General features: G+C 66.6%; 25 protein-coding genes. 12 read left to right on the forward strand and 13 right to left on the reverse strand.

What is annotated here, in order from left to right; genetic code table 11:
- Nucleotides 1–13: 13 nt before the first annotated feature.
- Entirely contained in the window at nucleotides 14–1,006 is a 993-nt protein-coding gene (locus GK109_RS03750; RefSeq protein WP_321215746.1) for a stage II sporulation protein M, read from the reverse strand.
- Nucleotides 1,007–1,076: 70 nt separating this feature from the next.
- On the opposite strand from GK109_RS03750, the gene GK109_RS03755 reads away from it, so the two are divergent.
- The gene (locus GK109_RS03755) at nucleotides 1,077–1,877 is read left to right on the forward strand and encodes an RDD family protein (protein ID WP_321215745.1); all 801 of its coding nucleotides are present in this window, start codon (nucleotides 1,077–1,079) and stop codon (nucleotides 1,875–1,877) included.
- Between the two features lie 3 nt (nucleotides 1,878–1,880).
- Here GK109_RS03755 and GK109_RS03760 read toward each other — a convergent pair whose 3' ends face one another.
- From GK109_RS03760 to GK109_RS03775, 4 genes are all read right to left on the reverse strand, one after another.
- Nucleotides 1,881–3,119, reverse strand: a complete 1,239-nt coding sequence (locus tag GK109_RS03760) for an Ig-like domain-containing protein (RefSeq protein WP_157238715.1) — start codon at nucleotides 3,117–3,119, stop codon at nucleotides 1,881–1,883.
- Nucleotides 3,120–3,183: 64 nt separating this feature from the next.
- Nucleotides 3,184–4,671: an adenosylhomocysteinase gene (gene ahcY, locus GK109_RS03765; protein WP_157238716.1), complete on the reverse strand. Its 1,488-nt coding sequence runs from the start codon at nucleotides 4,669–4,671 to the stop codon at nucleotides 3,184–3,186.
- Between the two features lie 9 nt (nucleotides 4,672–4,680).
- On the reverse strand, nucleotides 4,681–4,908 hold the full coding sequence (locus GK109_RS03770) for a Trm112 family protein (protein ID WP_104997233.1): 228 nt from the start codon (nucleotides 4,906–4,908) through the stop codon (nucleotides 4,681–4,683).
- A 78-nt stretch (nucleotides 4,909–4,986) separates the two neighbouring features.
- Nucleotides 4,987–5,376, reverse strand: a complete 390-nt coding sequence (locus GK109_RS03775) for a DUF3499 domain-containing protein (RefSeq protein WP_321215743.1) — start codon at nucleotides 5,374–5,376, stop codon at nucleotides 4,987–4,989.
- Nucleotides 5,377–5,495: 119 nt separating this feature from the next.
- Between GK109_RS03775 and GK109_RS03780 the strand changes: the two genes are divergently transcribed.
- A complete protein-coding gene (locus tag GK109_RS03780; RefSeq protein ID WP_157238717.1) occupies nucleotides 5,496–6,008 on the forward strand; it encodes a metallopeptidase family protein in 513 nt (170 codons plus the stop codon).
- 27 nt (nucleotides 6,009–6,035) lie between these two features.
- Here GK109_RS03780 and GK109_RS03785 read toward each other — a convergent pair whose 3' ends face one another.
- The 3 genes from GK109_RS03785 to GK109_RS03795 are packed head-to-tail and all read right to left on the reverse strand — an operon-like array spanning nucleotide 6,036 to nucleotide 11,648.
- On the reverse strand, nucleotides 6,036–7,724 hold the full coding sequence (locus GK109_RS03785) for a DUF5719 family protein (RefSeq protein ID WP_157238718.1): 1,689 nt from the start codon (nucleotides 7,722–7,724) through the stop codon (nucleotides 6,036–6,038).
- Complete coding sequence (locus GK109_RS03790) at nucleotides 7,717–11,085, reverse strand: glycosyltransferase family 2 protein (RefSeq protein ID WP_370460382.1); 3,369 nt, start codon at nucleotides 11,083–11,085, stop codon at nucleotides 7,717–7,719. The genes GK109_RS03785 and GK109_RS03790 overlap by 8 nt, the downstream gene beginning before the upstream one ends.
- A gap of 29 nt (nucleotides 11,086–11,114) precedes the next feature.
- On the reverse strand, nucleotides 11,115–11,648 hold the full coding sequence (locus GK109_RS03795) for a WhiB family transcriptional regulator (RefSeq protein ID WP_157238719.1): 534 nt from the start codon (nucleotides 11,646–11,648) through the stop codon (nucleotides 11,115–11,117).
- 406 nt (nucleotides 11,649–12,054) lie between these two features.
- Here GK109_RS03795 and GK109_RS03800 point away from each other — a divergent pair, with 406 nt between their 5' ends.
- Nucleotides 12,055–12,753, forward strand: a complete 699-nt coding sequence (locus GK109_RS03800; RefSeq protein ID WP_157238720.1) for a TIGR03089 family protein — start codon at nucleotides 12,055–12,057, stop codon at nucleotides 12,751–12,753.
- A gap of 13 nt (nucleotides 12,754–12,766) precedes the next feature.
- On the opposite strand, the gene GK109_RS03805 is transcribed toward GK109_RS03800, so the two are convergent.
- Nucleotides 12,767–13,345 (reverse strand): GtrA family protein, encoded by a 579-nt coding sequence (locus GK109_RS03805; protein WP_157238721.1) that lies wholly within the window; start codon nucleotides 13,343–13,345, stop codon nucleotides 12,767–12,769.
- 220 nt (nucleotides 13,346–13,565) lie between these two features.
- Here GK109_RS03805 and GK109_RS03810 point away from each other — a divergent pair, with 220 nt between their 5' ends.
- The 4 genes from GK109_RS03810 to manA are packed head-to-tail and all read left to right on the forward strand — an operon-like array spanning nucleotide 13,566 to nucleotide 18,232.
- Nucleotides 13,566–14,714, forward strand: coding sequence for a 5-(carboxyamino)imidazole ribonucleotide synthase (locus GK109_RS03810; protein WP_157242612.1), 1,149 nt, complete (start codon nucleotides 13,566–13,568; stop codon nucleotides 14,712–14,714).
- Nucleotides 14,711–15,295: a 5-(carboxyamino)imidazole ribonucleotide mutase gene (gene purE, locus GK109_RS03815; RefSeq protein ID WP_157238722.1), complete on the forward strand. Its 585-nt coding sequence runs from the start codon at nucleotides 14,711–14,713 to the stop codon at nucleotides 15,293–15,295. Before GK109_RS03810 ends, purE begins: the two co-directional genes overlap by 4 nt.
- A gap of 10 nt (nucleotides 15,296–15,305) precedes the next feature.
- Nucleotides 15,306–16,952, forward strand: a complete 1,647-nt coding sequence (locus GK109_RS03820) for an LCP family protein (protein WP_157238723.1) — start codon at nucleotides 15,306–15,308, stop codon at nucleotides 16,950–16,952.
- Between the two features lie 29 nt (nucleotides 16,953–16,981).
- Entirely contained in the window at nucleotides 16,982–18,232 is a 1,251-nt protein-coding gene (gene manA / locus GK109_RS03825) for a mannose-6-phosphate isomerase, class I (protein WP_157238724.1), read from the forward strand.
- 90 nt (nucleotides 18,233–18,322) lie between these two features.
- On the opposite strand, the gene GK109_RS03830 is transcribed toward manA, so the two are convergent.
- Nucleotides 18,323–19,378 (reverse strand): peptidoglycan bridge formation glycyltransferase FemA/FemB family protein, encoded by a 1,056-nt coding sequence (locus tag GK109_RS03830; protein WP_157238725.1) that lies wholly within the window; start codon nucleotides 19,376–19,378, stop codon nucleotides 18,323–18,325.
- An 86-nt stretch (nucleotides 19,379–19,464) separates the two neighbouring features.
- Nucleotides 19,465–20,487 carry a class II fructose-bisphosphatase gene (gene glpX / locus GK109_RS03835; protein ID WP_157242613.1) on the reverse strand — a complete coding sequence of 341 codons (1,023 nt, stop codon included), beginning with the start codon at nucleotides 20,485–20,487 and terminating at the stop codon, nucleotides 19,465–19,467.
- 225 nt (nucleotides 20,488–20,712) lie between these two features.
- On the opposite strand from glpX, the gene GK109_RS03840 reads away from it, so the two are divergent.
- The 3 genes from GK109_RS03840 (at nucleotide 20,713) to GK109_RS03850 (ending at nucleotide 23,532) form a co-directional block, all read left to right on the forward strand.
- Nucleotides 20,713–21,393: a DUF4245 domain-containing protein gene (locus GK109_RS03840; protein WP_157242614.1), complete on the forward strand. Its 681-nt coding sequence runs from the start codon at nucleotides 20,713–20,715 to the stop codon at nucleotides 21,391–21,393.
- A gap of 9 nt (nucleotides 21,394–21,402) precedes the next feature.
- Nucleotides 21,403–22,017, forward strand: coding sequence for a carbonic anhydrase (locus GK109_RS03845; RefSeq protein WP_321215736.1), 615 nt, complete (start codon nucleotides 21,403–21,405; stop codon nucleotides 22,015–22,017).
- Between the two features lie 87 nt (nucleotides 22,018–22,104).
- The gene (locus GK109_RS03850) at nucleotides 22,105–23,532 is read left to right on the forward strand and encodes a class II fumarate hydratase (RefSeq protein WP_091418460.1); all 1,428 of its coding nucleotides are present in this window, start codon (nucleotides 22,105–22,107) and stop codon (nucleotides 23,530–23,532) included.
- Nucleotides 23,533–23,688: 156 nt separating this feature from the next.
- Here the strand turns inward: GK109_RS03850 and GK109_RS03855 are convergent, their stop codons facing one another.
- Together GK109_RS03855 and GK109_RS03860 are read right to left on the reverse strand one after the other, a co-directional pair.
- Nucleotides 23,689–24,159, reverse strand: a complete 471-nt coding sequence (locus GK109_RS03855; RefSeq protein WP_157238726.1) for an NUDIX domain-containing protein — start codon at nucleotides 24,157–24,159, stop codon at nucleotides 23,689–23,691.
- Nucleotides 24,160–24,231: 72 nt separating this feature from the next.
- Nucleotides 24,232–24,786, reverse strand: a complete 555-nt coding sequence (locus GK109_RS03860; RefSeq protein WP_321215734.1) for an A24 family peptidase — start codon at nucleotides 24,784–24,786, stop codon at nucleotides 24,232–24,234.
- Nucleotides 24,787–24,845: 59 nt separating this feature from the next.
- Between GK109_RS03860 and GK109_RS03865 the strand changes: the two genes are divergently transcribed.
- Nucleotides 24,846–25,640 carry a hypothetical protein gene (locus tag GK109_RS03865; RefSeq protein ID WP_157238727.1) on the forward strand — a complete coding sequence of 265 codons (795 nt, stop codon included), beginning with the start codon at nucleotides 24,846–24,848 and terminating at the stop codon, nucleotides 25,638–25,640.
- Nucleotides 25,641–25,683: 43 nt separating this feature from the next.
- Nucleotides 25,684–26,331, forward strand: a complete 648-nt coding sequence (locus GK109_RS03870) for a GNAT family N-acetyltransferase (RefSeq protein ID WP_157238728.1) — start codon at nucleotides 25,684–25,686, stop codon at nucleotides 26,329–26,331.
- Nucleotides 26,332–26,389: the final 58 nt, after the last annotated feature.

The following is a 26,389-nucleotide window of genomic DNA, read 5'->3' on the forward strand; positions in this document are numbered from 1 at the left end:
GGATTACAACGATTCAGGCAGCGATTTCCGGGTAGCCCGCGTCCTCACGCCGGAGGTCCCCGCGTTCTCCGGCCAGGTAAGCCGGCCTGCCCCACTTCAGCACGTAGAACCAGTACGCAGCCAAAACTGCGGCGCCGATGGCAATCTTGGCCCACACCGGCAGTGCACTGGGAGTGACAAATCCTTCCACCAGCCCGGAGACAAACAACACCAGGACCAGGCCAAGGGCCACGGTGATCAGGGACCTGCCTTCCTCGGCCACCGCCCTTCCCCTGGTTCTCGGTCCCGGTGAAACCATCGCCCAGAAGATCCGCAGGCCGGCGGCACAGGCGATGAAGACTGCAGTGAGTTCCATCAGGCCGTGCGGCAGGATGTAGCTGAAGAAGACGTCGGTTTTGCCGGCAGCGGCAAAGATACCGGCGGCGACCCCCACGCCCTGGGCGTTGCTGAACAGGATCATCGGAACCCAGAAGCCGGTGATCCCCAGGGCGACAGCCTGTGCGCTGATCCAGGCATTGTTGGTCCACACGGCGCCTGCAAAGGACGCAGCCGGGTTCTCGGAATAGTAGTTGATGAAGTCTTCCTCGACGTACTGCCGGGCCGCGGCCTCGGACGCCACTGCCCGCAGCGCTTCCGGGGACGTGCCAATCCAGAGTGCGTACGCCGCACCGATGAGGGCGAAGGCCGTGCCGCAGGCAAGCGTGAGCCAGGTCAGCCGATAGAACGCAGCCGGAAGTGCCACCACGAAGAACCGTGCCAGGTCCGCCATGGGATTGGACCGCGCGCCGGTGAACCGTGTCCTCGCCTGGGCGAGGGTGGCGGACAGCGAGGCGGAGAGCCCGCTTTCGGGGGCAACCGAGCGGATCAGGGACAAGTGCGCGGACGTGGACTGGTACAGCGCCAGCAGTTCATCGGCCTCGCGGCCGCTGAGCCTGCCCTTGGAGGCAAGCTCGTGCAGCCGTGCCCACTTGTCCGCATTGACAGCGGAGAAGGCGTCCATATCCACGGGACCAGCCTAGCGCTCCGGCACTAGACTGTGAGCGACCACACCGTAAGCCTCGAGAACGGGAAAACCTGTGAGTTCGATTGTCACCGGCGAGGCCGTGGTGCTGGAACTGCGGCCGGCGTCCTTTGCGGCCCGCGCCCTTGGCCTGCTCCTTGATGTTGCCTTCAGCGTCATCCTGCTGGTGGCGATCCTGATTGGCCTGTCCGCTGCCGGTGAGGACCTCGACGAGGCGGCCACGCGCGCCCTGATCCTGGTGGCCGTGGTCTTTTGCCTGGTGATTGTTCCGGTAGGTGTTGAAACGCTCAGCCGCGGCCTGTCCTTGGGGAAGTTGGCCACCGGCCTTCGGGTGGTTCGGGAGGACGGCGGCGCCATCCGTTTCCGGCATGCAGTCATCCGCGGCCTGACCGGATTCCTGGAGATCTACCTGACTTTTGGCGGGATTGCGCTGACCGTTGCGCTCTTCAATGACAAGTCACGCCGGCTGGGTGACCTCATGGCCGGAACCTATGCAGTCCGTACGCGCGTCCCCGTGGAGCAGCCGGTGCCGGTCTTCGTTCCGCACCGGCTAAAAGCGTGGGCAGCCGCCGCCGATATCGGACGGATCCCTGATGCTACGGCCCGCAGGGCTACGCAGTTCCTCCGCCAGGCAGGGCGGATGGCCCCCCTGTCCCGCTCTGAAATGGCCGCGTCCATCGCCACCGAACTGTCCGCCCACGTGGCTCCGCCCCCTCCCGCCGGTACCGGGCCGGACGACTACCTTGCCGCCGTCGTGGCTGAACGCCGCAACCGGGAGCTGACCCGGCTGGCCCAATCGCGCCGGCGCAACACCGAGACGGGCGAGCGGCTGCAGCGGCTGCCTTTCGGCAGCTGACCGTCAGTTGTCGTACTCACTCCACGGAATGTTCCAGTCGCCGAACCCGTCGTCGTGGGCGGCGTAGTCGCCCTCGGTGTTCACGATCTGCACCACATCCCCGGTGCCCATGTTGTCGAAGACCCAGGCAGCGCCGTCGGGAGCGAACCCGATGCAGCCATGCGAGACGTTCGTGTTGCCAATGAACGGAAAGGCCGACTCAAGGGCCTGGTGGATGTAGGCGCCGCTGAGGGTGAGGCGGATGGTGTATTCCACGTCGACGTCACCGTAGTAGGCCGGATCGTCGGGTTTCAGGCCGATGCTCGAGGCCCGGAAGTGGTCGAACCGCTTCTTTTCCATCAGCACGCCATAGCCACGGGCCGACGGGAAGCGCTTGTCCCCCATGCTCACCGGCAGGGTCTTCACCACCTGGTCATTGACGCTCAGCGTGAAGGTATGCGCGGCGGCGTCGGCAACTGCCACCTTCTTGTCGCCGATCGAGACGTTCACCTTCTTGTTGAAATTGGCAATCTGGCCGTTGCCCAGGTCCACGCCGAAGAGCTTCATATCCATGCTGATGGTGGAGTTGGCGGCCCAGAAGGTCTCTGGCCGGTACCGGACCATGGTGTCGCTGTACCAGTGGAACGCTCCCACCTGGCCGGCGCTGCTGGTGATGGTGATGGCCTTTTCCACGGCTTCGCGGTTGACCACCGGCTCGCTGAAAATGACCTGCAACGGCTGCCCGACGCCGACTTTCATGCCATCAAGCGGGTAGATGGCAGCGTCCGCCTCGTGCGTGCTGGATACCGTGCTGAAGGACTGCGTGGTGCTTGTTTCGCGGCCCGCCTGGTCCTTGACGACATACGTGTAGCTGTAGTCGGTGTTGAACTTGAGCGGTCCGGCCGCAGACCAGCCGGTGCCCGCGGCGTCAATGCGGCCCTCGACGATTTCACCTGAGGTACTGGTCAGGGTGACCCGCTCGATGGTGCCGTTGGTTACCTTCAGCGACACCGGGGCCGCCGGATTTACCTGCTTGGCGCCGCCGGCCGGAACGGCGTCGGACTTGACGGGAGCAATAACCGGCGAGGCAATGCCGGGGGAAGTCCTGATGGCGGATCCCGCCTCGGATTCGATGGCACCCCGGGCGATGCCCGGCGCAACCGCAGCGAAAACGCCACCGATGGCGGCGAGGACACACACGGCCACCACGAGGAGGATTTTCTTGAGGCGTCCCGGACGGCGGGACTGGACTTCGGGCTCCATATGTTTGATCCTAGGCGCAGAAAGTAACGGCCCGGGCGCAGTGGGCGCCCGGGCGCTTTACTTCTTAGTAACGATAATGCTCGGGCTTGTATGGGCCGGCGACGTCAATGTCCAGGTACTCGGCCTGGTCCTTGCTCAGCTCGGTCAGCTCAACGCCCAGGGCATCCAGGTGCAGGCGGGCCACCTTTTCGTCCAGGACCTTGGGCAGCACGTAGACCTGGTTTTCGTATTCGCGTTCGCCTTCGGGCTGGTCCTTCTTGGTCCACAGCTCAATCTGCGCAATGGTCTGGTTGGCAAACGAGTTGCTCATGACGAAGGACGGGTGCCCGGTGGCGTTGCCCAGGTTCAGCAGCCGGCCTTCGGAAAGGACGATGATGGACCGGCTGGCCTCGCCTGTGGCAGGGTCCTGCTCGAAAACCCATTCGTGGACCTGCGGCTTGATTTCGACCTTCTTGATGCCGGGGACCCTCGCGAGCCCCGCCATGTCGATCTCGTTGTCGAAGTGGCCGATGTTGCCCACGATCGCTTTGTTCTTCATGCCGGCCATGTGCTCCGCCATGATGACGTCCTTGTTGCCCGTGGTGGTGATGAAGATGTCACCCTGCGCGAGGACAGACTCCAGCTTGGCCACCTGGTAGCCGTCCATCGCGGCCTGCAACGCGCAGATGGGATCAATTTCGGTAACGATGACCCGCGAACCCTGGCCACGCAGCGCTTCCGCGGCGCCCTTGCCGACGTCGCCGTAGCCGCAGACGACGGCGACCTTGCCGCCCATGAGCACATCCGTGGCGCGGTTGATCCCGTCCGGGAGCGAGTGGCGGATCCCGTATTTGTTGTCGAACTTGCTCTTGGTGACGGAGTCGTTGACGTTAATGGCCGGGAACAGCAGCTTGCCCTGTTCAGCGAGCTGGTACAGGCGGTGCACGCCCGTGGTGGTTTCCTCGCTGACGCCCTTGATGGTGGCAGCCGTCCGGGTCCACTTCTTCGGATCCGCGGCCAGGGAGCGGCGGAGGACCTCAAGGAAGATTCCGTACTCTTCCGAATCAGTGGGATCAGCGGACGGCACGTTGCCCGCTGCCTCGAACTCCACACCCTTGTGCACCAGCATGGTGGCGTCGCCGCCGTCGTCCAGGATCATGTTGGGTCCCAGTTCGGGATTGGACTCCGCGCCCGGCCAGGTAAGGATCTGCTCGGCGGTCCACCAGTACTCTTCGAGGGTTTCGCCTTTCCAGGCGAACACCGGCACACCCTGGGGGTCCTCCACGGTGCCCTTGCCGACCACCACGGCGGCGGCGGCTTCGTCCTGGGTGGAGAAGATATTGCAGGAGGCCCAGCGGACCTCCGCGCCCAGGGCCGTGAGGGTTTCAATCAACACCGCTGTCTGCACTGTCATGTGCAGTGACCCTGCGATTCGGGCGCCCTGGAGCGGCTGGGTGGGCCCAAACTCCTCGCGCAGCGACATAAGCCCCGGCATTTCGTGCTCGGCAAGGCGGATCTGGTGGCGGCCGGCTTCCGCCAGGGAGATGTCGGCAACCTTGTAATCAAAAGTCATGGATGGTCCTTAATTCGTTCCGGAGGCTGAGTCATGTTGGTCAGATCCTGCCGCGGAGGCTGCAGCGAGCAGCTCCGGGGGCAGGAGCAGCGGTATGCCGTCCTCGATGGCGTAGCGGGGCTTGACCCCGGATTCCGCAGCGACGGCGGCAACCAGTTCCTCGCCTTCCTGCACCAGGGGCGAACCGGTCACGGGACAACGCAGGACGGACAGCAGTTCGGGACTGATCTTGGGCATTTATTGGTGCTCCCTGGCGGGCGCGCTCGCGCCGGTAGCGGACTGATGTGCAGCTTCCAGCCTACCGCCACATGGATGTCAGGAGGGTTCACGCAGGACGCGCAAGTGTCCCCTGCGGGTGCCTTCGGCGCCGGCCGGCGCCTCAAGGGCTGAATGGGGGCCGCGCTGCGCCGGCGGCTGCTTCGCCTGGTTGGGCAGGGCCGCAGCATCCCGGACGGCATTCGCAAGGGCGAGCAGGTCATCAGGGCCGGGCTGCTGGGGAGTCGACGGCATCGCCAGCCGCAGGACCTCCCAGCCCCGCGGGACCGTCAGGGAGCCTGCGTGCTGCTCGCACAAATCGTAACAATGCGGCTCGGCGTACGTGGCCAGCGGACCGAGGACTGCTGTGGAGTCTGCATAGACGTACGTCAGGGTGGCCACCGCTGACTGGCGGCAGGCAGATCTTGAACACTGACGGATAGCTCCCACGACATCACAGACTACTCCGTATCGCGGCCAAAACGGCGCATTGCTACCCCGGGGCCGCCGCGTCCGTGCCCCGGGCAGAATGTATCGCGTAAATGTTCCGCCGGGTTTACAGTCAATGTATGCAGTCATCGAACCAGAAATCCGGTTTCACGGTCCGGTTGGCTGATCCGGATGCCCGCAGGGATCCAGGGACCGGCTCACCGGGCAAGAGCTTCGCAATGCGCCGGCGCAACCGCCACGGGCGCGGGCTCCGCGGGGAAGTGGTGCTCCCGACCCATCCCGGCTACCGGACCCGCTCGGACCGCTTTGATGACATGGTGATGGATTCCGCCCAACGGCTTCACGACATCTGGGGCAAGACGCTGGACGGGGTCCGGTTTGGCGTGGACGAGATCCCCCCGGACCTGGAGCAGCTGGCAGCCAGCACTTCCCCCGCTCCCATGGGCTCCTATACTCCCGCTGCGGACGGGGAAGGACCCATGATTACCGTGTACCGGCGCGTGGTGGAACAGGCGAGCCCCGGCCCGGAAGAGCTCCAGGACCTGATCCACGATGTCGTTGTGGAGCACACCGCCGAGATGCTCGGAGTGGCTCCGGAGACACTGGACCCGGTCTACCGCCGCCGGTACTGAACCGGCCGCAGCGGCTGTGCGGCCGGCCTAGTGGCTGAGCGTCACGGGCACTGTTTCCTGGCCGGCGGCGGCCGCCAGGAATGCCAGCGTTGAGACGTCGTTCCTGCCATCCTGCTGAACCAGCACAGCGCCGTACGCGGCATCTCCGGATGCGGAAACTACGTAGCCCACGACGCCGACGTCCTCAACCTTGTCCGGCACCGCTATGGAAGACGTGGTTCCGCCGGCAATATCGGCGGTGGACGGGGTCCGGACTTTGCCGTCCGATGTGATGGCGGAATAGGTGATGGTGGCCCTGGCGTCCAGGGCGCCGAAGATCAGGCTGCGGCTCCCGCCCTGGGGAACCGGAACCACGTGCTGGCTGCCCAGCCTCACCCCTGACGCTGCCCAGGCGACGTCCGACGGCCGGTCTTCCTGGAGCCCCCGGGTGATCCGCGTGGCGGCGACGAACGAGACATCCGAGGACGCTGCCACCGTGTACTGCCCGGCGGGGACACCAGCGAGCGAGACTTCGGTGACGGCGCCTGCCTTTGCCGTAATGACGCCCCCGGAGGGCAGGGCCTTTTGGCCGTCCCGGCCGTAGAGCTTGACCTCCACCACTGCGTCCGACGGCCCCGGAACCGTCAGCTGAAGTGCCGGGCCGGCATCCCCATACCCTGGCTTCCCGGTCAGCTGGGCCAGCCCGGCGGGGTCCTGGATGTCCACGCCCGTCATCACCTGGCGCACAGCGGGAGCTGCTCCCGGCGCAATGAAGTCCACTCCCCCGGGGGTAAGGCCGCGCAGTACGCCCTGTTGGATCACGGCCGCGACGGGACCGCCGGCGCTGCGGATGTGGACACTGAGCTGCGGCTCCCCGGGCGCAAGGCCTGCGAGGACCACGGATCGGGAGGTGCCCGGAGCGACAAGCAGGCCGCGGCTGCCAGGCGCCTGGATCTGCCCTTGGGCGCCAAAAAGTTCCAGGCTTACGGTCGCCGGCGTGGTGGAGGCATTTGTCAGCACCAGCACGGACGCCCGGCCCACGGTTGTGCTCGCCCCTGCAAGCCACTGGTCGTTGGAGGGCGGCTGGCAGTTGGATGCTGCGGTGCCCTGGAGATCCCCGTCTGTGGCAGTGAACTTCATCACCGCTGCGGCCGATGCCTTCTGGTTTGCCAAGGCGTCGGCGCTCAGTACGCTGGCCTTTTCCACGGGACGGGCTGCCACCACTCCGGCCAGGAGTTCCTGGGGCGAACCGGCAGGAGCAGCCTGGCCGGGCTCCTTGGAAATTTCGACGGCGGTTGTCCCGTCCAGCTGCGACAGCCGGCTTGCCGGCAGCACTCCAGCCGAGCCGAGGACCGCCGCTGTGACAGAAGTGGCGGCCGTAGCGGACACCGGACTGAACTGGGGATCAGTTCCTGCCTCGGTGCCTTCCAGCAGCCGGGCCGGTCCCGGGCACACGCCCAGGCTCGTCCCGGCGGGAACAGCTACTGCCGGGGCGGCCACCGCACGGCTGGAATCCGCCTGTGGCAGGAGGGATCCACCCGCTACCACTGCCCCTGCTCCGGCGAGGATCACTGCCGCCGAAGCGAGCCCCGCCAGCGCCGCTTTGCGTCCCTGTACTGAAGCCCGCCGGGACGAACGATGGTCAGTGTCCGAGGTGCTTTCGGCGCCCGTTGCGCTTTGCGCCCCGCCGGAGGCCAGGGCTTCCGGCGCTTCAGCGGGCGGAGTGTGCTCATGCATTCTGGTGTTCCTTACGCAGGGAGCCCTCGTCCCGTGAAAGGCCGGTCCGTGTCCTCCGGGCGGGCATCGGGATGGCGAGCAGGACCGTCAGGCCAATCACCGTGACCTGCGCTACGGCCGTCCACAGCGCCCAAGGGTTCTCATAACGGATGGTCAACTGTCCTCCGGAGGCAGGGAGCGTGAAGGCCTGGGCCCAGCCCGAGGTGGTTGCCGTGAGCCTGCGGCCGTCGATCCAGGCGCTCCAGCCCGGATCCGCGCGTTCTGCCAGGACCACAAGGCGCCCTTCCGGGCCGGCACCCACGGGGGCGTCGACGTCCGTGTAGGCGGAGGGAACCAAGCCGATGGAAGCACCGCCTGCGTCCACGATCCGCACCCGGTGCGCAACATCGGCAGCCTGCAGTACCGGCTGGTTCAGCGGGGTGATCCGCCAGAGCCATCCCACGTCGGTCTGGCCTACCGCCACAAGTCCGGGTACAGCATCCATCCTGCTGGCTGTCAGTTGCGCCGCGGTGTCCGCTGAGCGCAGCACAATGAACCCGACGCCGAGCTGCTCGAGGTCGTTCCGCGGGTCCACGCCCTGGCCTGCAACAAGGGTGGCCACCACGCGGCGGACGGCGGCGGCGACGTCATCATCCTCGCGTACTGACTCTGCCCCCGGCGCACCGATGATGTTCCGTGCGGACGCAATGGCCGAGAAACTGTCCAAGGTGGTACCGGCGCCCCGCATCAGGGTCGCATCGAAAGTGCCGTTGTCCCGTGTACTGATCAGCAGGGTGCGGGTCTGCTCCGGCCCCGTGCCGCGGTCGATCGCGGTAGCCGGGAGGGTCCGCGGGGTGGCGGGCTCCACCAGGCGGGGAGCTCCGAGCGCGTCGGCGTCGTCGGCAACGCCCGTTGCCGTGGCACCGGCGCCCGCCGGGCCCGTCCCTGCGGCGGCAGTCGCAGGGCGAAGCAGGTTCTGGGCGGACCAGGCCGCCATTCCCGCCAAGGGGCCGGCCAGCAGGAGGATCATGCTGACGGCAGCAACTGACCGCAGGGCAGTCCTGTGCTTGGTGGTGCTGCTGGCCACAGCTTTGTCGGTCATGGCCAGGAGTTGTTCGGCACCCAGGATGCCTGCGGCCAGGAGTGCGAAGGCCGCGGCCGAGACGGCCGGCCCGGTGAAGGGGGTCACCATCGTTTCCGCGCTCAGTCCGGTGGCCACGTGGCCTGCCAGCCAGCCGCCTGCCAAGGCAATGATGCCGGCCACCCAGAAACACCTCACTGTCCTGGCGCGGTGTCCGGGGACCAGCAGCCCGGCAACGGCCAGGGCGAGCACCGGGACCGCCCCCAGGAGCGCCAGCAGCAAGGCCCAGGGGAATGGGCCGCCGGTGAAGTGGGGAAGCCCCTCAAGGCCGCCCTGCGGATCAAACTGCAGCGGCTGTCCCAGCAGCTGCTGCCACAAAGGTGCAGCGTCAAAGGCCAGCGGCGGGCCGGGATCGGCCAGCAACGCCCTCGGCCTGTCGAGCACGGAGATGCCGAAGGGAATGAAAAGGGCCGCGGCAGGCAGCAGGGCCCACCAGACCGTGCGCCCGCGGCGGCCGAGCAGGAGGCCGCAGAGCACGATGACCACGGCGGCCGGAGCCAGGAGCGACGGTGCCGACGCGGCAACAACGGCCAATGTAAGGCCCGCGGCCGCGGCAGCGGTCCAGGACGGCGTGCCGTTGATGCCGGGCCGGGCCGGCGGCCTGTCGCCGAGGCGGCCGTCGGCAGGGGCAGGCAGTGTGAAGCGGCCGTGCCCTATTGCAGAGCCGGTGGCCCGCAGCAGCGCAAGGACCAGCAAGGGAAGCATGATGTGGGCAACCAGTGCGCCGGCCCGGCCCTGGTTAAGCGCCACCTGGAGGGCAGGGGCGGCAGCCCAAAAGACCGCTGCGGCCAGCCGCAGGCGGCGCCGGACTGTCAGGCCTCCCGCAGCGAACCACGCCGTCAGCCCGGACAGCGGAGTTGCGAGCAGCAGCAGCCAGGCGATGGCAGGGTTGGCGTCGCCCCCGCCGAGTACGCCCAGGATCCACAGGACGTATCCAAAGGGGTCTCCCCGCCCGGGCAATCCTGCGCCGAGCGTGATCCACCAGCTTGAGGCGTGGTGCCACAGATCGCCGAGCTCGCCGGAAACGGGAATGAGGGCGCCACCGGTTACGGCGTCGGCACGGAAAAGTCCCGTAAGGGCCAGCATTGACGCGACGGATGCGATGATGACGGTGGCCAGGGCGCCGTTGCCCACCCAACCGCGTTTTGAGGTGGCAAGGGCCGCGAAGTCGTCCGACGCATCCCCCGTGGGTTGGTGCGCCAGTGGATCCCGCTCGAGGTCATCGGCAGGTGAATTGTCCGAGCCGAGCGCCTCCATCAGGGACCGGCGGTGGCTCCAGACCTCGCGTCTGGGCGTTTGGAGCTTGCGGATCACCGACCTGCGGATCCGGCGGGTTTGGCGGGCGCTGCGTCGGGCCTTGGCCACGGCGCGCGGCCTGCCGAGGGCGGCGCAGGTAGCAACCAGCTGGGACAAGCCGTGGCCGGGGTCTTTTACCAGAATGCTGAGCACCAGCTTGAACAGGCTGCCCAGGAGGGCCCCTGTTCCATGGACGGGTACCATCCACAGCGGCGAGTGTTTCAGGCGCAGATGGACCTGGGCTTTCCGGGCGGCTGCGGCATTGCCCAGCGCGTGCGGCCGGTGCGCGACGTGGAACATCCTGGCCGCGGGCACCACCACAACGCGGTGCCCTGCCAGCCGGTTGCGCCAGCAGAAGTCGACGTCATCGCCGCTGCCGGGCAGGGCGGGATCGAAACCGCCCAGCTGCTCCCAGATGTCGCGGCGAACCAGCATTCCGGCGGAATTGACCGCAAAGGTGTCGCTGCGTCCGTCGTACTGTCCCTGGTCCAGTTCGTCGGCGTCGATCAGGGTGAGCCGTTCGGCCCACCGGCTGGTGGACAGGCCGACGTCGATCAACTTGCGTCCGGCGTCCCAGTCCAGCTGCTTGCAGCCGGCTACGGTGACGGAAGGCGCGCGTTCGACGGCGCTGAGCAGCTCGGCGAGGGCCTGCGGTGCGGGTGCTGCATCGTCATGAAGCAGCCAGATCCACTCGGCCTTGCCGCCTGCATCGCTTCCGCGCCATGGCGCCAGTTCAGCCAGGCCGGCCAGCACCGCCGCCCCCATGCCGCCTTTACCCCGCTGCTGGCTGACGACGTGGGCCGTGCCCAGGGCCTGCTGGAGAAGGGCCTTGGAATCATCCCGGGAGCCGGTGTCGACGCCAATGGCGTAGTCCACGGGCCGGGTCTGGTCCGCTAGGGCTGCGAGGGTTCTGGGCAGATAGGCACTGCCGTTGTGGGCGACCACAACGGCAGTGACATGGACATCCTGGTGAATTAGATTGCTCGCTTCCTAAGCCGCCGGCGCTCGCGCTCGGAAAGGCCTCCCCAAATGCCAAACCGTTCGTCGTTCGCCAACGCGTACTCCAGGCATTGCGAACGCACGTTGCAGGCCCCGCAAACCTTTTTTGCGTCGCGGGTGGAGCCGCCTTTTTCAGGGAAGAATGCCTCGGGGTCAGTTTGGGCGCACAACGCGTCTGTTTGCCAGCCCAGCTCGCCCTCGTCGTCGAAATCCTGCTGGAAAGGCAGTCCGATCCATACGGGCTGGGTGGCGCCTCCTGCGGCAAGCTCCATGGGAGGGTCGAGTTCATCCTCCGGCTCGGCGCCGCCGTCCAGCAGGGCCTCGTGCGCGGCGAGGAAGGCAGTGGCCTGGTCCTCAAGGGCGCCCCCGGCGTTCCTGTTGTACCGCTCGGCGGCATGGGGGTCGGCCGGGTCAACGTACCAGTCGCTCGGCACCCCCCGCGCGCGGTATTTTGCCGTTGCCTGGCCGGCCACGACGGCATCTTCCTGGATACGCTCTGCTTGCCCCATGGCGACCCTCCTGATGTTGCAGCCCCTGCCTGGATACGTGGCACTCGGTTGTGTGCCGGCATTTACGCAGTTGCCTTTAGTTATCTAATTACACGTGTGTAACTTGGGCGAGTCAAGCCGCTGCCGGATAGTAATCACTCTGGATCACGAATAAGGCGTACGCCACGCCCGGTAATTTATTACGAGCGCGCGGTGCAGAAGTCCGGCAGCCCGAACCGACGGCCCTGAACCCTCAAATTCACCGCCGTTTGCCGGAAAATAGCCGCAATCCCAAGAAATAGCAAGCACGCTGAGCATCTGGTGTGAGATATCTCACGCCGTGTTACGGGACGGGCCCTTGTGCGCTGCGCCGGCGGAGGCCGGCAAACCGTGGTCCAAAGACCTTCGCCGGTGGCAGGATGTAGCCATGACCAACCCGGCAGCCGACCTCATGGCAACCCTTCGTTCAGGCAACTCCACCGCCCCGCGCCTCACCTGGTACGGCCCCGGCGACGAGCGCGTCGAGTTATCCGGCCGGGTGCTGGACAACTGGGTTGCCAAGACCAGCAACCTGCTTCAGGACGAACTGGACGCCGCCCCCGGCATGCGGCTCGGCCTGGAACTGCCGGCGCACTGGAAGTCGATGGTCTGGGCACTTGCCGCCTGGCAGCTCGGGATGCAGACGGTCCTTGACGGCAGCTCGGCGGATTACCTGGTCACCGCCGATCCGGGAACAGTCGAGGGAAGGTACGACGCCGTCATCGCCGTCGCGCTGCCTGCGCTGGCCATGCGCTGGCCGGGTGAGCTGGGCACTGGCTATATCGACTACGCGGCGGAAGTCCGCTCCCACGGCGACGTGTTCATGGCCCACGCCGAAGCTGATCCTTCAGGCTGCGCGATCGTGGCCAGCGACGGCCGGCGCCACCTTCACCGGGACCTGCTCGACGGCTTCGCGGCACCCCATGAAGAGGGCGTGCGGCTGCACATCCCTGCCGGGAACGGCCTTGAGGCTGCCCTGTCAAACGCCCTCGGCGCCTGGCGGCGCGACGGCTCGGTGGTGGTAACCCACCCGGACGTGCAGCTGACGGACAAACTGCTCGCAGCGGAACGCATCCACGGCAGCTGAGCTGCCGGGCCGGCTAAGCCTTGCCCTGGCCTTCGGCCGAGGTTTCCCGCTCGACGGCGACGGCGTGCTCCGTGGTGCGGCGGTCGTGCTCCTTGGCGTGGTGGTGCAGCTCGATGAGCTCGTGGTCGTGGGAAAACTCCGGCTCCTGGTCCAGTTCCTGGTTGAACACCAGGAACCGGTAGGCGAAGAAGCGGACAACAGTGGCTACCAGGATGCCTACTATTCCAGCGAAGAACAGCATGTTCTTGTCCGTCACGCCCATACCGTACTTGGCGAGCGCCGTGAAGCCGGTGGAGATGCCGATGCCGATCCCGTTGATGAGGACGAACATCAGGAATTCCCGGAGCACGTTGGCCTGCCGGCGGTGCCGGAAGGTCCAGAGCCGGTTGGCAATCCAGGAGAACACCGTGGCCACCGAGGCGCCGACAAACCTTGCCTTGGCCTCGCTGTCGGTCATGGGGCCGTGCATGAGGTAGTAGGTCAGGCCGTTGTCGATGACGAACGCAACGCCGCCAACAGCTCCGAATTTGGCTACTTCACGCCAAAAAAGGGACGCGAGCCCCCGGATACGGTCTGCAAGTGCGGTAAACATGGCCCTCCATGGCTGTCTGAAATGTGGGCCATCGGGCCAGACGCCTATTTTAGCCCCCAAACCTGCGTGGCAGCCTCCCCAACCTGCGCCGGGGCCTTCGGCGGCCGAAACACTCCTGCCCGCCGCGGACCGGAAACGTGGGATACCGGGCGGTCTTCGGTAGGCTGGCAATGTGACTTTTCCAGTAATAGGCGTGGTGGGCGGCGGCCAGCTTGCCCGCATGATGGCCCCGGCCGCAACCGCACTTGGCTTTGAACTACGCGTCCTTGCCGAAGGTGACGATGTCTCCGCTGTCTCGGCGGTGCCGTCCTCGCCCGTGGGTGACTACAAGGACCTGCAGACCCTCCTGGACTTCGCAGAAGGCCTGGACGTCATGACCTTTGACCATGAGCACGTCCCAACGGCCCACCTTCGTGCCCTGCAGGATGCCGGCGTCAATATCCAGCCCGGACCCGACGCGCTCGTCAACGCCCAGGACAAGCTGGTAATGCGTGCAGCCATCGACCGGCTGGAACTTCCCAATCCTGCCTGGGCCGCCGTGAAGGATGTGGCCGGCCTCGTCAGCTTCGGGGAACAAACCGGCTGGCCGGTTGTGCTGAAGATGCCGCGCGGCGGCTACGACGGCAAGGGTGTCCGCATGGTGGGCTCGGCGGAAGAGGCTGCGGACACAGAGGAATGGTTTGACGCCATGAGCCCCCTCCTCGCCGAGGCCAAAGTCGAGTTCACGCGGGAACTGTCTGCGTTGGTGGCACGGACGCCCGACGGCGAGGCCCGGGCATGGCCCGTGGTGCACACCATCCAGGTGGACGGCGTGTGTGACGAGGTCATAGCGCCCGCGCTGGATATCCCCGTGGAGGTTGCCGCGGCAGCGGAAGACGCCGCACTGCGGATTGCCGGCGAGCTGGGAGTGACGGGCGTGCTGGCCGTTGAACTCTTCGAGACGCCGGGCTCCGGGGCAGGGTTCCTGATCAACGAACTCGCCATGCGCCCCCATAACACCGGCCACTGGACGCAGGACGGCTCGGTGACCAGCCAGTTCGAGCAGCACCTCCGGGCGGTACTGAACCTTCCCCTTGGCGCCACCGATGTCCTTGCACCGGTGGTGGTGATGAAGAACTTCCTGGGCGGCGAGAACCAGGACCTGTATTCCGCCTTCCCGCTGGCGCTTGCCAGCGAACCTGCCGCGAAGGTGCATTGCTACGGCAAGTCCGTCCGGCCCGGCCGCAAGATCGGCCACGTGAACCTGGTGGGTTCATCAACCGCGGACGTCGAGTCCGTTCGCCGCCGTGCCACCATGGTGGCCAACATCATCCGCGACGGGCGGGTGGCGGCGGAGGAAACGCCAAGCACTTTCGAGGAGAACGCATGAGCGCCCAAGCCACACCAGCCACCGCTTCGGAGACAGCGCCCCTGGTAGGCCTGGTCATGGGCTCCGACTCGGACTGGCCTGTCATGGAAGCCGCCGCGGACGCGCTGGCGGAGTTCGGCATTCCGTTCGAAGCCGACGTCGTGTCAGCCCACCGCATGCCTACGGAAATGATCCGCTACGGGCAGACGGCCCATGAGCGGGGCCTGAGGGTCATCATTGCCGGCGCCGGGGGCGCGGCCCACCTGCCGGGCATGCTGGCCAGCGTTACGCCGCTTCCGGTCATCGGCGTGCCTGTCCCCCTGAAAACCCTGGACGGCATGGACTCACTCCTGTCCATCGTCCAGATGCCGGCCGGCGTTCCGGTGGCTACCGTTTCAATCGCCGGGGCACGCAACGCGGGACTCCTGGCGGTGCGGATACTGGCAGCCGGCACGGACGAGCTTGCCGCATCGCTTCGCGCAGACCTCCTTGATTTCGCCGCGGACCTCAACGCCGTCGCAACCCGCAAGGGTGCGAACCTGCGGCAAAAGGTCAGCGAAGTCTTCGCCGAAGGCAACGGCGCCCTGCGGGGCAGCCGCTAGGGCGGCGCGTATGTCCAGCAGCAAGCTGCATGACTCCGCTCCCGGCGGCGCAATGACAGACCCCGTCCGGTACCCGGTCAGCGCCTCTCCGCACGTCCGCACCAAGCGGGCCTTCGTGCTTGTCCTCCTGACTCTCCTGGTCCCGGGCAGTGCCCAGATTGTGGCCGGCGACCGCAGGCTGGGCCGCGCCGCACTGGCCGTAACGCTCTCCGTCTGGGCAGTGCTGGCGCTCACCCTGCTCCTGCTGCTCCTCAACCGGCCCCTCCTGATCAACATCATCACCAACCCCTTCGCCTCCCTGGCGATCGTGATCCTGCTGGTAGCGCTGGCCGTCGGCTGGGCGGCACTGTTCATCAACACCCTGCGGCTGATCCGCCCCGTACTGCTGGAGCCCTCGGTACGGCCCGCCGTCGGGTTTGCCCTGGTACTGGCCCTGGTCCTCGGGAGCGGGTCGCTCGGCTACGCCGCCTACCTCCTCAATGTGGGCCGTAACGCGATCGGCAACATTTTTTCCGCCGGGCCCGCTATCGACCCCGTGGACGGGCGCTACAACTTCCTGATGATGGGCGGCGACGCCGGTGAGGACCGTACCGGACGGCGTCCGGACAGCCTCTCCGTGCTGAGCGTTGACGCCGAAACCGGCCAGACCGCCATCATTTCCGTCCCCCGCAACTTCCAGAACGCGCAGTTCAGCAAAGACTCGCCGATGCGGGAGATCTATCCCGACGGCTACAACTGCGGCGACGAATGCCTGATCAATGCCATTAACACCGAAGTCACCAACCAGCATGCGGACCTTTACCCGGGGGTGGCCGATCCAGGCGCGCAGGCAACCATGGAAGCCGTCTCCGGAACGCTGGGAATGACAATCCAGGCCTATGTCCTGGTGGACATGGAGGGCTTTGCCACGCTCATCGACGCCATGGGCGGCATCAAGATCAAGGCCGGCGGCTGGGTACCCATGAGCGGCTACTTCGACGATTACAGCCAAACCCACGGCATGCCCCTCGGGTGGATCCCGGCCGGAGAGCAGACACTCGACGGCAACCAGGCGCTCTGGTACGGACGGTCACGCGAGTATGTGGATGACTACGCCCGCATCCAGCGCCAGCAATGCGTCCAGCAGGCCATGCTGAAGCAACTGGACCCGGCCACGCTGCTGGCCAAGTTCGAAGACATCGCCAACGCGGGCACCCAGGTTGTGGAATCCAACATTTCCTCCTCCCAGCTTGGCAGCTTCCTGGACCTCGCGATCAAGGCGAAGGGCCAGGACGTCAAGCGGCTTACGATCGGCCCCCCGGACTTCGACGCCTCCTTCTCCACCGTCCCGGACTTCGACCAGATCCACCAGCGCGTGGACCAGTTGCTGGCGTCGGCCTCCGCCAAGGGCGCCCAGTCGGCAGGAATTCCCGACGACGCCATCGCCGTCCCGAAGGCGGGCGCCGGGCACATCCAGGCGGCCGGGGCCTCCCCCGCCGCCCTGCCGGCCGGCGGCCGCGCCCCGCAGCAGCCCACGCCGTCGGACTTCACCCCGGTGACCACAACCCCCGACGGCGAGCCGATCACCGAAGAGATGCTGAACCAGCTCAAGCGCAATGGCGATGAAGAAACCATCCGCCAGCTCGTGGCCACCAACGGCCAGTGCGCCCCGCTCTAGCGGCCAACCCACCAAGGAACGGAACGGTTTTGTACCAGATTGACAACGTCCTCCGGGATTACGCCTGGGGTTCGACGACGGCCATCGCCGCCCTCCTGGGACGCCCGGAATCCGGCGGCCCCGAAGCGGAACTGTGGATCGGCGCGCACCCCGATTCCCCGTCGGTTGCCCGCGTTCCCGAGGACGGTTCGGCGACTACGGGCCTGGACGCCCTGATCTCGCGCGATCCGGAGCATTTCCTTGGCGCGGACTCCGTGGCCCGCTTTGGTCCGCGGCTGCCGTTCCTGGCCAAGATCCTGGCGGCAGCCCAGCCACTGTCCCTGCAGGTCCATCCGAGCCTGGAGCAGGCACGGGCGGGGTTTGCGCGGGAAAACGCAGCGGGCCTGGCTCCGGATGCACCCAACCGGAACTACCGCGACGACAACCACAAGCCGGAGATGATTCTCGCCCTGACGCCGTTTGAGGCGCTGTGCGGTTTCCGTCCGGCAGCCCGGACCGTGGACATCCTGCAGCATGTTGCGGCCGCCTTCGACTCCGTGGAGGGCGGGGCTCCCGCGCTGGTCAATGGGCTGCTTGCGGACCTCCAGTCCCCCGGTGAAAGCACGGGCCTGCGGAAGGCCTTCGAGCGCCTGATCAGCGGCGGCCAGCCCGTGGCTGATGCTACTGCGCTGGTGGTGGCTGCGCTCCTCTCCGGAGCGCCCCTTGCCCCCTACGAGGCCGAACTCAACACAGTGATCAGCCTGAACGAAAAGTACCCCGGCGATCCCGGGGTCCTGATCTCCCTGCTGCTGAACCGCATTTCGCTGGCACCGGGTGAGGCGGTATACCTCCCCGCCGGAAACGTCCATGCCTACCTGCACGGCCTGGGCGTGGAGGTCATGGCATCCTCCGACAATGTCCTGCGCGGCGGCCTCACCCCCAAGTTCGTGGATGTGCCCGAACTCCTGCGGACTGTCGATTTCCAGCCAGTGGCCGTGCCCAGGCTCGCGGCCGAAAGGACGGTCCTGGACCAGGAACTGTTCCGCCCGCCGTTCGAGGAATTCCAGCTCCAGCGCATCGAGCTCTCACCCGGCGCGGGACCGGTACCGCTGGCACAGTCCGGCGCGGCCGTGGTCATTGTTGTGGCCGGCAACATCTACCTGGATTCGCCCAAGGGCGACCTGGAGCTCTCCCGGGGCGGCAGCGCCTTCCTGGCCGCAGCCGAGGCTCCGGTCAACGTTCACCCGGTGGCAGGGAGCACGGAACCTGCGCTTGCTTTCGCCGTGACCACGGGCCTTTAGCAGGCTGCGCCCCGCGGCTTACTGGCGGCATGGGCAAAGGGCGACGGCGGCACCCGGGCGGGTGCCGCCGTCGCCCTTTGCCTGCCGGGGCTAGCTGCCCGGGCGCAGCTTCTTGAGTACGGGCCGGACCCTGCCGGCAGCAGCCTTCAGCAGCCGCCGGCCGGTCTGCAGCCCGCGCCGCGCCAGTGGCATGGCCTGGGCATAGGCCGGGTAGAACGGCGAGAGCGGTTTTTCCCAGGTGCCCAGCAGCATGTTCTCGTGCTTGGCGAACTGCTTCTTGAAGTCGGAGATGCCGTCGTTGAGCAGCCCGTTGAAGTCGTAGCGGGAGCATCCGTCCTCGCGCATCGCCTGCAGCGCCGCCCATTTCACGCCGTAGTTGACGCGCTGCTTCTGCCCCTCGCCGGACACGCCGCCGTAGAGCTCGAAGGCGGTGGCGCCGCTCCTGGCGAGCCAGACAAACGCCAGCAGCTGCTCGCCGTCGAACGCCCCGATGATCGGCGAGCCGTCCGCCATGTTCCTGAAGATGTCCCGGTAGTACTGGTCCTCGTGGATCCCGAAACCGGCCCGGTCCGCGGTTTCGTGGTAGACGGCCAGTACCTGCTCAAGTTCGGCGTCGTTCTTCACTTTGCGGAACTCAACGTCGCTGCGCATGGCCTTGCGGATGTTGGCCCGGGTGGACTTGGACATGTCCGCCATGAGCTCGTCATCGGTCCTGGTGAGGTCAAGGATCAGGGTCCGCGGGATAAGCACCGTATTGCTGGATGACCGGAACCCGGCGGCCGCCACTGCACCGGCGAAAACTGAATCCTGGTCCCAGTCCGGTTCGATGCTCAGGGCCACTCCCCGGTGGCGGACGGCGGCATGGCGGGCCAGGCTGTTGAGGACCGCCTGCGCATTCTCCGGTGCGCACATGGGGCCACGGGGAATGTACACCAGCGCACGGAACGGAAGGGGAAGGCGCCGGACCAGCAGCTGGGCGCAGCCAATGGTGTTCCCGCCGTCATTGATGAGCACACGGTCCACGGACCAGCCGTGCATGGCCTTGGTCTCGCCCCACCCCCAGAGCTGTTGGGGATGTCCCTGGAACCGGTCAACGTGGTCGTCCCAGAGGGCGCGGTCAGTACAGGGCACAACAGCAGGAATCATGGCTTCAACCCTATACCAACGGCTTAAACGCCAGGCCCCCGGAACGCGGTGCGCTCCGGGGGCCTGGGATCACAACGCGGCCGGGGTCAGCTCTTGCGGGCGTAGCCTTCCCACTTGTCAGCCCGGTGCTCGCCGTCAACGAAGCGGATGGTGCCGGACTTGGAACGCATGACGATGGACTGGGTGAGGACCCTGTCCTTGGAGTAGCGGACGCCTTTCAGGAGGTCGCCGTCGGTGATGCCGGTGGCGGCAAAGTAGCAGTTGTCACTGGAGACGAGGTCGTTGGTGGACAGGACCCGCTCGAGGTCGTGGCCGGCGTCGATGGCCTTCTGCTTCTCTTCGTCGCTGGTGGGCCACAGGCGGCCCTGGATGACACCGCCGAGGGACTTGATGGCGCAGGCGGCCACGATGCCCTCCGGGGTCCCGCCGATGCCCATCAGTGCGTCGACGCCGGTGCCCGAGCGGGCGGCCGCGATGGCGCCTGCCACGTCGCCGTCCATGATGAACTTGGTGCGCGCGCCTGCCTGCCGGATTTCCTCTACCAGCGGCTTGTGGCGGTCACGGTCGAGGATCATGACGTTGAGCTGGTTGACCTTGACGCCCTTGGCCTTCGCGATCAGGTGGAGGTTCTGCTTGACCGGGAGGCGGAGGTCCACCATGTCAGCGGCTTCCGGGCCAGTGACGAGCTTCTCCATGTAGAACACGGCGGAGGGGTCGAACATGGAGCCGCGCTCTGCCACTGCCAGGACGGCGAGGGCGTTGTTGATGCCCAGCGCGGTCAGCCTGGTTCCATCGATGGGGTCAACGGCCACATCGCATTCGGGCCCCGTACCGTCACCGACGCGTTCGCCGTTGAAGAGCATGGGAGCTTCGTCTTTTTCGCCTTCACCGATGACCACGACACCGTTGAAGTGGACGGTCTGCAGGAAGGAGCGCATGGCGTCAACGGCGGCACCGTCAGCCTTGTTCTTGTCGCCGAAGCCAACCCAGTGGCCGCCGGCGATGGCGGCTGCTTCGGTGACGCGGACGAGCTCGAGGGCAAGGTTCCGGTCCGGCTCATCATTGCCCACCGCCAGGGACGGGGAGAGCGTGGAGTACTTCTGGGTCATGGACGCTGGTGACACGTGAACCTCTTCTTCGAGTGGCGATCATTGAACCCACCCCGCCGGTGCAGCAGGGCGGTGATTCCTCTGATATCGATCATAGTCGCGGCACCGCCTTCGGAGCGGCGGATGACGCAACACCGCAATGTGCCAGGAGGCCGTGCCAGGGAGCCCGCGGAGGCCAAATGGAAGTTGACTGCCGCGATGGGCGACTATAGAGGGGTGAATGACATGCAGGAAAAGACCACCCCCAGTCCCGAGCCGCACGGATCCGGAGGCAGCAGCGTGTCCGGCGCCACGGCAGGACAGGGGCAGGTTAAGCCCGTCATTCCGGCGGCAGCCGCCAAGCGCGCCAACGCCTCGGTGATTGGAATGGTCATCGCCCTGGTGGTGAGCATCGCCGCGTTCCTGCCCATCATCCTCATGAATCCGCTTCCCAAAAGCGAGGGCTACCGTCCGAACATCGATGTGGGAGCCACCGCACGCAACGCCACGGATGTGGCGGGATTCACACCCGTGGCCCCGGACACCGGCAATACTTTCCGGCCGAACTACGCCCGGTGGGAAGCCGGAACCGGCAGCGGTGTCCCCACCTGGGAAGTGGGCTACCTGACGCCCAGGGAGTCCTTCATCAGCCTGGTCCAGACCAGGAGCGCCAACCCCACCTGGCTTCTTCAGCAAACCAGGAACGCGCCCGTCACCGGATCCCGGAACGCCGGCGGGCAGGACTGGCAGCTTCGGGACACCGGCAAGGGCGAAAAGTCCCTGGTGCTGGACTACCGCGGCACCACCGTTGTCCTGTCCGGGGAGGCCCAGCTGGACGAGATCGCCGTGCTGGCGGACGCCGTCGTCAGGTCCCTGGAAAGCAACCCGGCTGTCACAGTTTCACCCTCCGCGCCCGCCGCACCGTAAGGTAGGCGCGTGGCTACCTATCTGACTCCTGCACTCGCCTGGCGCCGTCTGCGCGAAGGCAATGAACGATTTGTTAACGGTGAGACCTCGCACCCCAACCAGGATGCGTCACGGCGGTCGTCCCTCGTGGAGAACCAGCACCCCTTCGCCGTCATCTTCGGTTGCTCCGACTCGCGGCTCGCCGCAGAGATCATCTTCGATGTGGGTCTCGGCGACGTCTTCGTCGTCAGGACGGCCGGCCAGGTCATTGACGACGCCGTCCTGGGCTCGCTGGAATACAGCGTGGCAGTGCTGGGGGTGCCCTTGATCGTGATCCTGGGGCACGACAGCTGCGGGGCCGTCAGCGCCACGAAGTCCGCGGTGGAAACCGGAGAGATGCCGACAGGTTTCATCCGGGACCTGGTGGAACGGATTACGCCGTCGGTGCTCACCTCCCTGCGCAATGACGAAACCGAGGTCAATGACATGGTGGTGGAACACGTCAAGCAGACATCGCAGCGCCTCGTGGACAGCTCCCGTGTGATTTCCGACGCAATCGGCTCGGGCAAGACCGCGGTCATCGGCCTCTCGTACAGCCTGGCCGAAGGCCGCGCCAACCTGGTTTCCGGAATCGGCGAGCACTAGGAGCTTCCCAAAACTGCCGCGGCGGTGGGCCTGTAGCAAGCAGTTCACGGTTTTCGATGCGGCGCCCGTGCGTCCTAAGCTAGCCCCATGACTTCCACTGAAGAGTTCCGCATTGAACATGACACGATGGGCGAAGTCCGCGTCCCCGTGAACGCACTGTACCGCGCGCAGACGCAGCGGGCAGTGGAGAACTTCCCCATTTCCGGCAAGACCCTGGAACGTGCGCACATTGAAGCACTGGCCCGGGTCAAGAAGGCTGCCGCCCAGGCCAACGCTGAACTGGGTGTGCTCGACGGCGAGCTGGCCAAGGCGATCGCAGATGCAGCCGATGAGGTGGCCGCCGGCAAGTATGACGGCGACTTCCCCATCGACGTCTTCCAGACGGGCTCCGGCACGTCCTCGAACATGAACACCAACGAGGTCATCGCCGAGCTCGCCTCGCGCGCCCTCAAGGCCGCCGGCAGTGACAAGGTTGTCCACCCGAACGACCACGTCAACGCCTCACAGTCCTCCAACGACGTCTTCCCCACATCGGTCCATGTCGCCGCCACCTCGGCCCTGATCAACGACCTCATTCCGGCCCTCGGCTACCTTGCCGAGTCCCTGGAGCGGAAGGCTGTCGAGTTCAAGGACGTCGTCAAGTCCGGCCGCACCCACCTGATGGACGCCACCCCGGTGATGCTCGGCCAGGAGTTCGGCGGCTACGCCGCGCAGGTCCGCTACGGCATCGAGCGGATCAACGCCTCGCTCCCCCGCGTCGCTGAGGTTCCGCTCGGCGGCACGGCCGTGGGCACCGGCATCAACACCCCGGCGGGCTTCCCGGAGCGCGTCATCGAACTGCTTGCAACCGACACGGGGCTTCCCCTGACGGAGGCCCGCGACCACTTCGAGGCCCAGGCCAACCGCGACGGCCTGATCGAGGCGTCCAGCCAGCTGCGCAACATCGCCATCTCGTTCATGAAGATCAACAACGATCTCCGCTGGATGGGCTCGGGCCCCAACACGGGCCTTGGCGAAATCGCCATCCCGGACCTGCAGCCGGGTTCCTCGATCATGCCGGGCAAGGTCAACCCGGTCATCTGCGAGGCATCCATCATGGTGGCGGCACAGGTCATCGGCAACGACACCGCCATCGCCTGGTCCGGCACCAACGGCGCGTTCGAGCTTAACGTCGGCATCCCGGTCATGGCGTCCAACCTGCTGGAATCCATCCGCCTGCTCGCCAACACCAGCCGCGTCATGGCGGACAAGATGATTGACGGCATCACCGCGAACGTGGAGCGCGCCCGCTTCCTGGCCGAGGCCTCACCGTCCATCGTGACCCCGCTGAACAAGTACATCGGCTACGAGAACGCGGCCAAGATCGCCAAGACGGCCGTGGCTGAGGGCCTTACCGTGCGCCAGGCAACCGAGAAGCTGGGCTTCGTCGGGGACGGCGAGGGCAAGGTGTCCGAAGCCGATCTGGACAAGGCACTGGATGTCACCACCATGACGGCTCCGGCCCACAAGGCCTAGGTCCCCTTCCCCGCCAGGTCCGCCTGGCGGTGGCAAGCACGACGGCGGCCGCCCATCTTCCCAGCGAAGGCGGGCGGCCGGCGTCTTTAAGGCCAGCTGCGAGCGCCGGGATTTCCCGCGAAGGCGGGCGGCCGTCGCATGAACGCCCGGGAGGGCTCAGGGTTCGAAGTGGGCGGCTTCCGCCGGAGCCAGGGCACGGTGGATGCTGGTGAGGTGGCCGGCCATGAGCTCAGGCAGTTCATTAATGCCGAACCACCCGACGGCCAGGGATTCGTCGTCATTCACCCGGGCGGTTCCGGAAACGTAGCGGCAGAGGAACACCACATCAAGGAACTCGCACACGTCTCCGTTCGGGTAGGTAAAGGGACCAACGGCCCCGACGGAGACCACCCGCTCGGGTTCGGCCACCACTGCCGTTTCCTCGAAAATCTCCCGCACCACGCCGCGGGCCGGCTGCTCCCCGGGCTCCAGCATCCCGCTGACCAGGGCCCATTGTTTGTTGTCCGCCCGCTGTGCGAGCAGGACACGTCCCAGCGCGTCCACCACCACGCCGCGGACCCCGGGAACCCACAGGGGATCATTGCCGATTTTCTTACGGAGCTTCAGGACGTAGTCAGGCGCTGGCATCCCGCCAGCCTACCGAAGTGTCTGCCCCCTTTGCCCGCTGGAAGCTGTCCCCGGGCCCCTTGCTGCCGAGGGTCAGGCCGGAAGCAGCATGGCCGCAGCAGTTCCTGCGAGCATAAACGGCCCGAACGGGATGGAGGATTTCAATGTCCCCCTGCGCGCGGCCAGGAGCACGATGGACCACACGCCGCCCAGCAGGAAGGCCAGGAAGGTACCGGCAAACAGGTGGCCCCAGCCAAGGTAGCCGAGGTACATACCCAGGACTCCTGCGAGTTTCACATCGCCAAATCCCATTCCGGGTGGGTAGGCCGCCCGGAGAATGAAGTAGAAGAGCCACAGGATGGCGGCTCCGGCCACTACCCGGAGCACCGGAAGGGCCAGGATGCCTGCGGGAGATCCGGGAGAATCCGGGGCCCCGCCGTCGCCGGTTCCGGGAAAGGCCGACGCCGCGAGGAGGAGTACACCGGCAACGGCGTAGGACGGGAAGACAATCCGGTTTGGCAGGAGGTGGTGGCGGACGTCAATCACTGTGAGCCGCACGGCCATCACCGCGAAGTAGGCGCAGGCAGCCAGCACCAGCCAGAAGGCCAGCGGGGTGTGCTGCCACAGTTCGCCCAGTCGTTGGATCACCCTCGGATGCTACTGGATTTCCGCTCCGTGGCAGTACTGGCCGCGCGTAAACTGTGGATATGGCGACGTGGGAATCCCGGCACCGGCCGGATCCGGACAGTGGTGCTGCCTCGACGGACCTCGCGGCCATGTTCCGGGACCTGTGCCGGTCCTCTCCCTGGAAGTGGCAGTCGCTGCGCTTTGAATACTGGGACGAGCCGTTTGCAGAGGCCCCCAGTCCTGCTGCTCCGCTTGTCCGCGCCTGGCTGCGCCGGCCCGGGGCACTCCGCCTCGAAAGCCCTGAGGGACTGGTCCTCCACAGCACCACGGGAATTAACGATTCAAAGGACGGCCTTTACACCAGCTCCACCCGGAGATCCTGGCTCCTCCCGCCCCATCTGGTGACGCCCGTCTACGACGACCTGGGGCTGGTGCGGCGCCGCCCGGAAGCAGCCTACGGCGAGCCGGGCTTCGGCAACGGACGCTTCTCCGCCGCCCTGGACCCGGTGGAACTCGCAGGCAACGCCCCTGTGCCCCTCGAGTTCCCGGGCAGTAACGCCATGGAACTCCACGACATCCACCGTAGGGAGCATGAGGGCCGGCCCGCGCTCGAGGCCGTCGTCTCCCCCACTGCCGCCTACCATCCCGTGGATCCTGCCGCTCCCCTGTGCCTGCCGGGCCGCAGCCGGATCCGGGTGGACCTGGGAACGGGTGTGTGTGTTTCCAGCCGCTCCCTTGAATCCGACACGGACCAGTACGGGCACTGGCTGCGGATCCTCGCCGTAGATGAGTACATGCTGGACGACCTGTTCCTGGCCGAGTCCATGAACCTTACGGACGTCCGGCGCCACATCAGCTGGGATGTCCCCGCCTGACTGTGACAGGCCGCAATGCGGGCTCATCGGCTAGGCTTCGCGGATGACGACGCTGAACACCGTGTGGCCGCTCTTCGATCTCACGCTGGCAACGCCCCGGCTGGAGCTGCGCCCCATCCAGGACCATGAGATTCCGGCGGCAGTTGCAGCGGCGCAGAGCGGGATTCATGCCCGTGACAGAAACCCCTTCAGCACTCCATGGACTGAGCTTCCGGCCGAAGAGCTTGGACCGAACATGGCCCGCTGGTACTGGCGCTGCCGCGCGGAGTGCACCCCCGAGTCGTGGACCCTCCTGCTGGGCATCTGGCACGGGGGTGAGTTCATCGGCTGCCAGGACGTCGGGGCCAAGGACTTCGCCACCCTCAAGACGGTCAGCACGGGATCGTGGCTCAAGCAGTCAGTGCAGGGCCGCGGCTTTGGCAAGGAGATGCGTGCCGCCGTCGCCCTTTACGCGTTTGACTGGCTGGGCGCAGAAGTAGCCGAGTCCGAGGCCGCCAGCTGGAACGAAGCCTCCCTCGGCGTCTCCCGCTCCCTCGGCTACGAGCTCAACGGCATCACCAGAAAGGCCTGGGGCACGCAAGTCGAAACAGTCCGGCACGTCCGCCTCACCCCGGACTCCTTCAAGCGCCCCGACTGGACCCTCAAGGTGGAGGGCCACGAAGCAGCCGCGAACTTCCTGAAGGTGACCTGACCACGAGGCGGGTTACGGTCCTTCGCGTAGGAGCGCATCGCCGACCAGAGCGATGCGC

Origin of the sequence: Pseudarthrobacter sp. GA104, from assembly GCF_009741265.1 — a bacterium.
Classification (GTDB): domain Bacteria; phylum Actinomycetota; class Actinomycetes; order Actinomycetales; family Micrococcaceae; genus Arthrobacter.

Excerpts from the sequence above, each read along its gene's own strand:
- GK109_RS03850 (WP_091418460.1), top strand. The coding sequence starts at position 22,105 with ATGACTTCCACTGAAGAGTTCCGCATTGAACATGACACGATGGGCGAA.
- GK109_RS03830 (WP_157238725.1), bottom strand. The coding sequence starts at position 19,378 with ATGATTCCTGCTGTTGTGCCCTGTACTGACCGCGCCCTCTGGGACGAC.
- GK109_RS03795 (WP_157238719.1), bottom strand. The coding sequence starts at position 11,648 with ATGGGGCAAGCAGAGCGTATCCAGGAAGATGCCGTCGTGGCCGGCCAG.
- GK109_RS03800 (WP_157238720.1), top strand. The coding sequence starts at position 12,055 with ATGACCAACCCGGCAGCCGACCTCATGGCAACCCTTCGTTCAGGCAAC.
- GK109_RS03785 (WP_157238718.1), bottom strand. The coding sequence starts at position 7,724 with ATGCATGAGCACACTCCGCCCGCTGAAGCGCCGGAAGCCCTGGCCTCC.
- GK109_RS03820 (WP_157238723.1), top strand. The coding sequence starts at position 15,306 with ATGTCCAGCAGCAAGCTGCATGACTCCGCTCCCGGCGGCGCAATGACA.
- ahcY (WP_157238716.1), bottom strand. The coding sequence starts at position 4,671 with ATGACTTTTGATTACAAGGTTGCCGACATCTCCCTGGCGGAAGCCGGC.
- GK109_RS03780 (WP_157238717.1), top strand. The coding sequence starts at position 5,496 with ATGCAGTCATCGAACCAGAAATCCGGTTTCACGGTCCGGTTGGCTGAT.
- GK109_RS03865 (WP_157238727.1), top strand. The coding sequence starts at position 24,846 with ATGGCGACGTGGGAATCCCGGCACCGGCCGGATCCGGACAGTGGTGCT.
- GK109_RS03805 (WP_157238721.1), bottom strand. The coding sequence starts at position 13,345 with ATGTTTACCGCACTTGCAGACCGTATCCGGGGGCTCGCGTCCCTTTTT.
- GK109_RS03855 (WP_157238726.1), bottom strand. The coding sequence starts at position 24,159 with ATGCCAGCGCCTGACTACGTCCTGAAGCTCCGTAAGAAAATCGGCAAT.
- glpX (WP_157242613.1), bottom strand. The coding sequence starts at position 20,487 with ATGACCCAGAAGTACTCCACGCTCTCCCCGTCCCTGGCGGTGGGCAAT.
- GK109_RS03810 (WP_157242612.1), top strand. The coding sequence starts at position 13,566 with ATGATGGCCCCGGCCGCAACCGCACTTGGCTTTGAACTACGCGTCCTT.
- GK109_RS03770 (WP_104997233.1), bottom strand. The coding sequence starts at position 4,908 with ATGCCCAAGATCAGTCCCGAACTGCTGTCCGTCCTGCGTTGTCCCGTG.
- GK109_RS03840 (WP_157242614.1), top strand. The coding sequence starts at position 20,713 with ATGCAGGAAAAGACCACCCCCAGTCCCGAGCCGCACGGATCCGGAGGC.
- GK109_RS03870 (WP_157238728.1), top strand. The coding sequence starts at position 25,684 with ATGACGACGCTGAACACCGTGTGGCCGCTCTTCGATCTCACGCTGGCA.
- purE (WP_157238722.1), top strand. The coding sequence starts at position 14,711 with ATGAGCGCCCAAGCCACACCAGCCACCGCTTCGGAGACAGCGCCCCTG.
- GK109_RS03760 (WP_157238715.1), bottom strand. The coding sequence starts at position 3,119 with ATGGAGCCCGAAGTCCAGTCCCGCCGTCCGGGACGCCTCAAGAAAATC.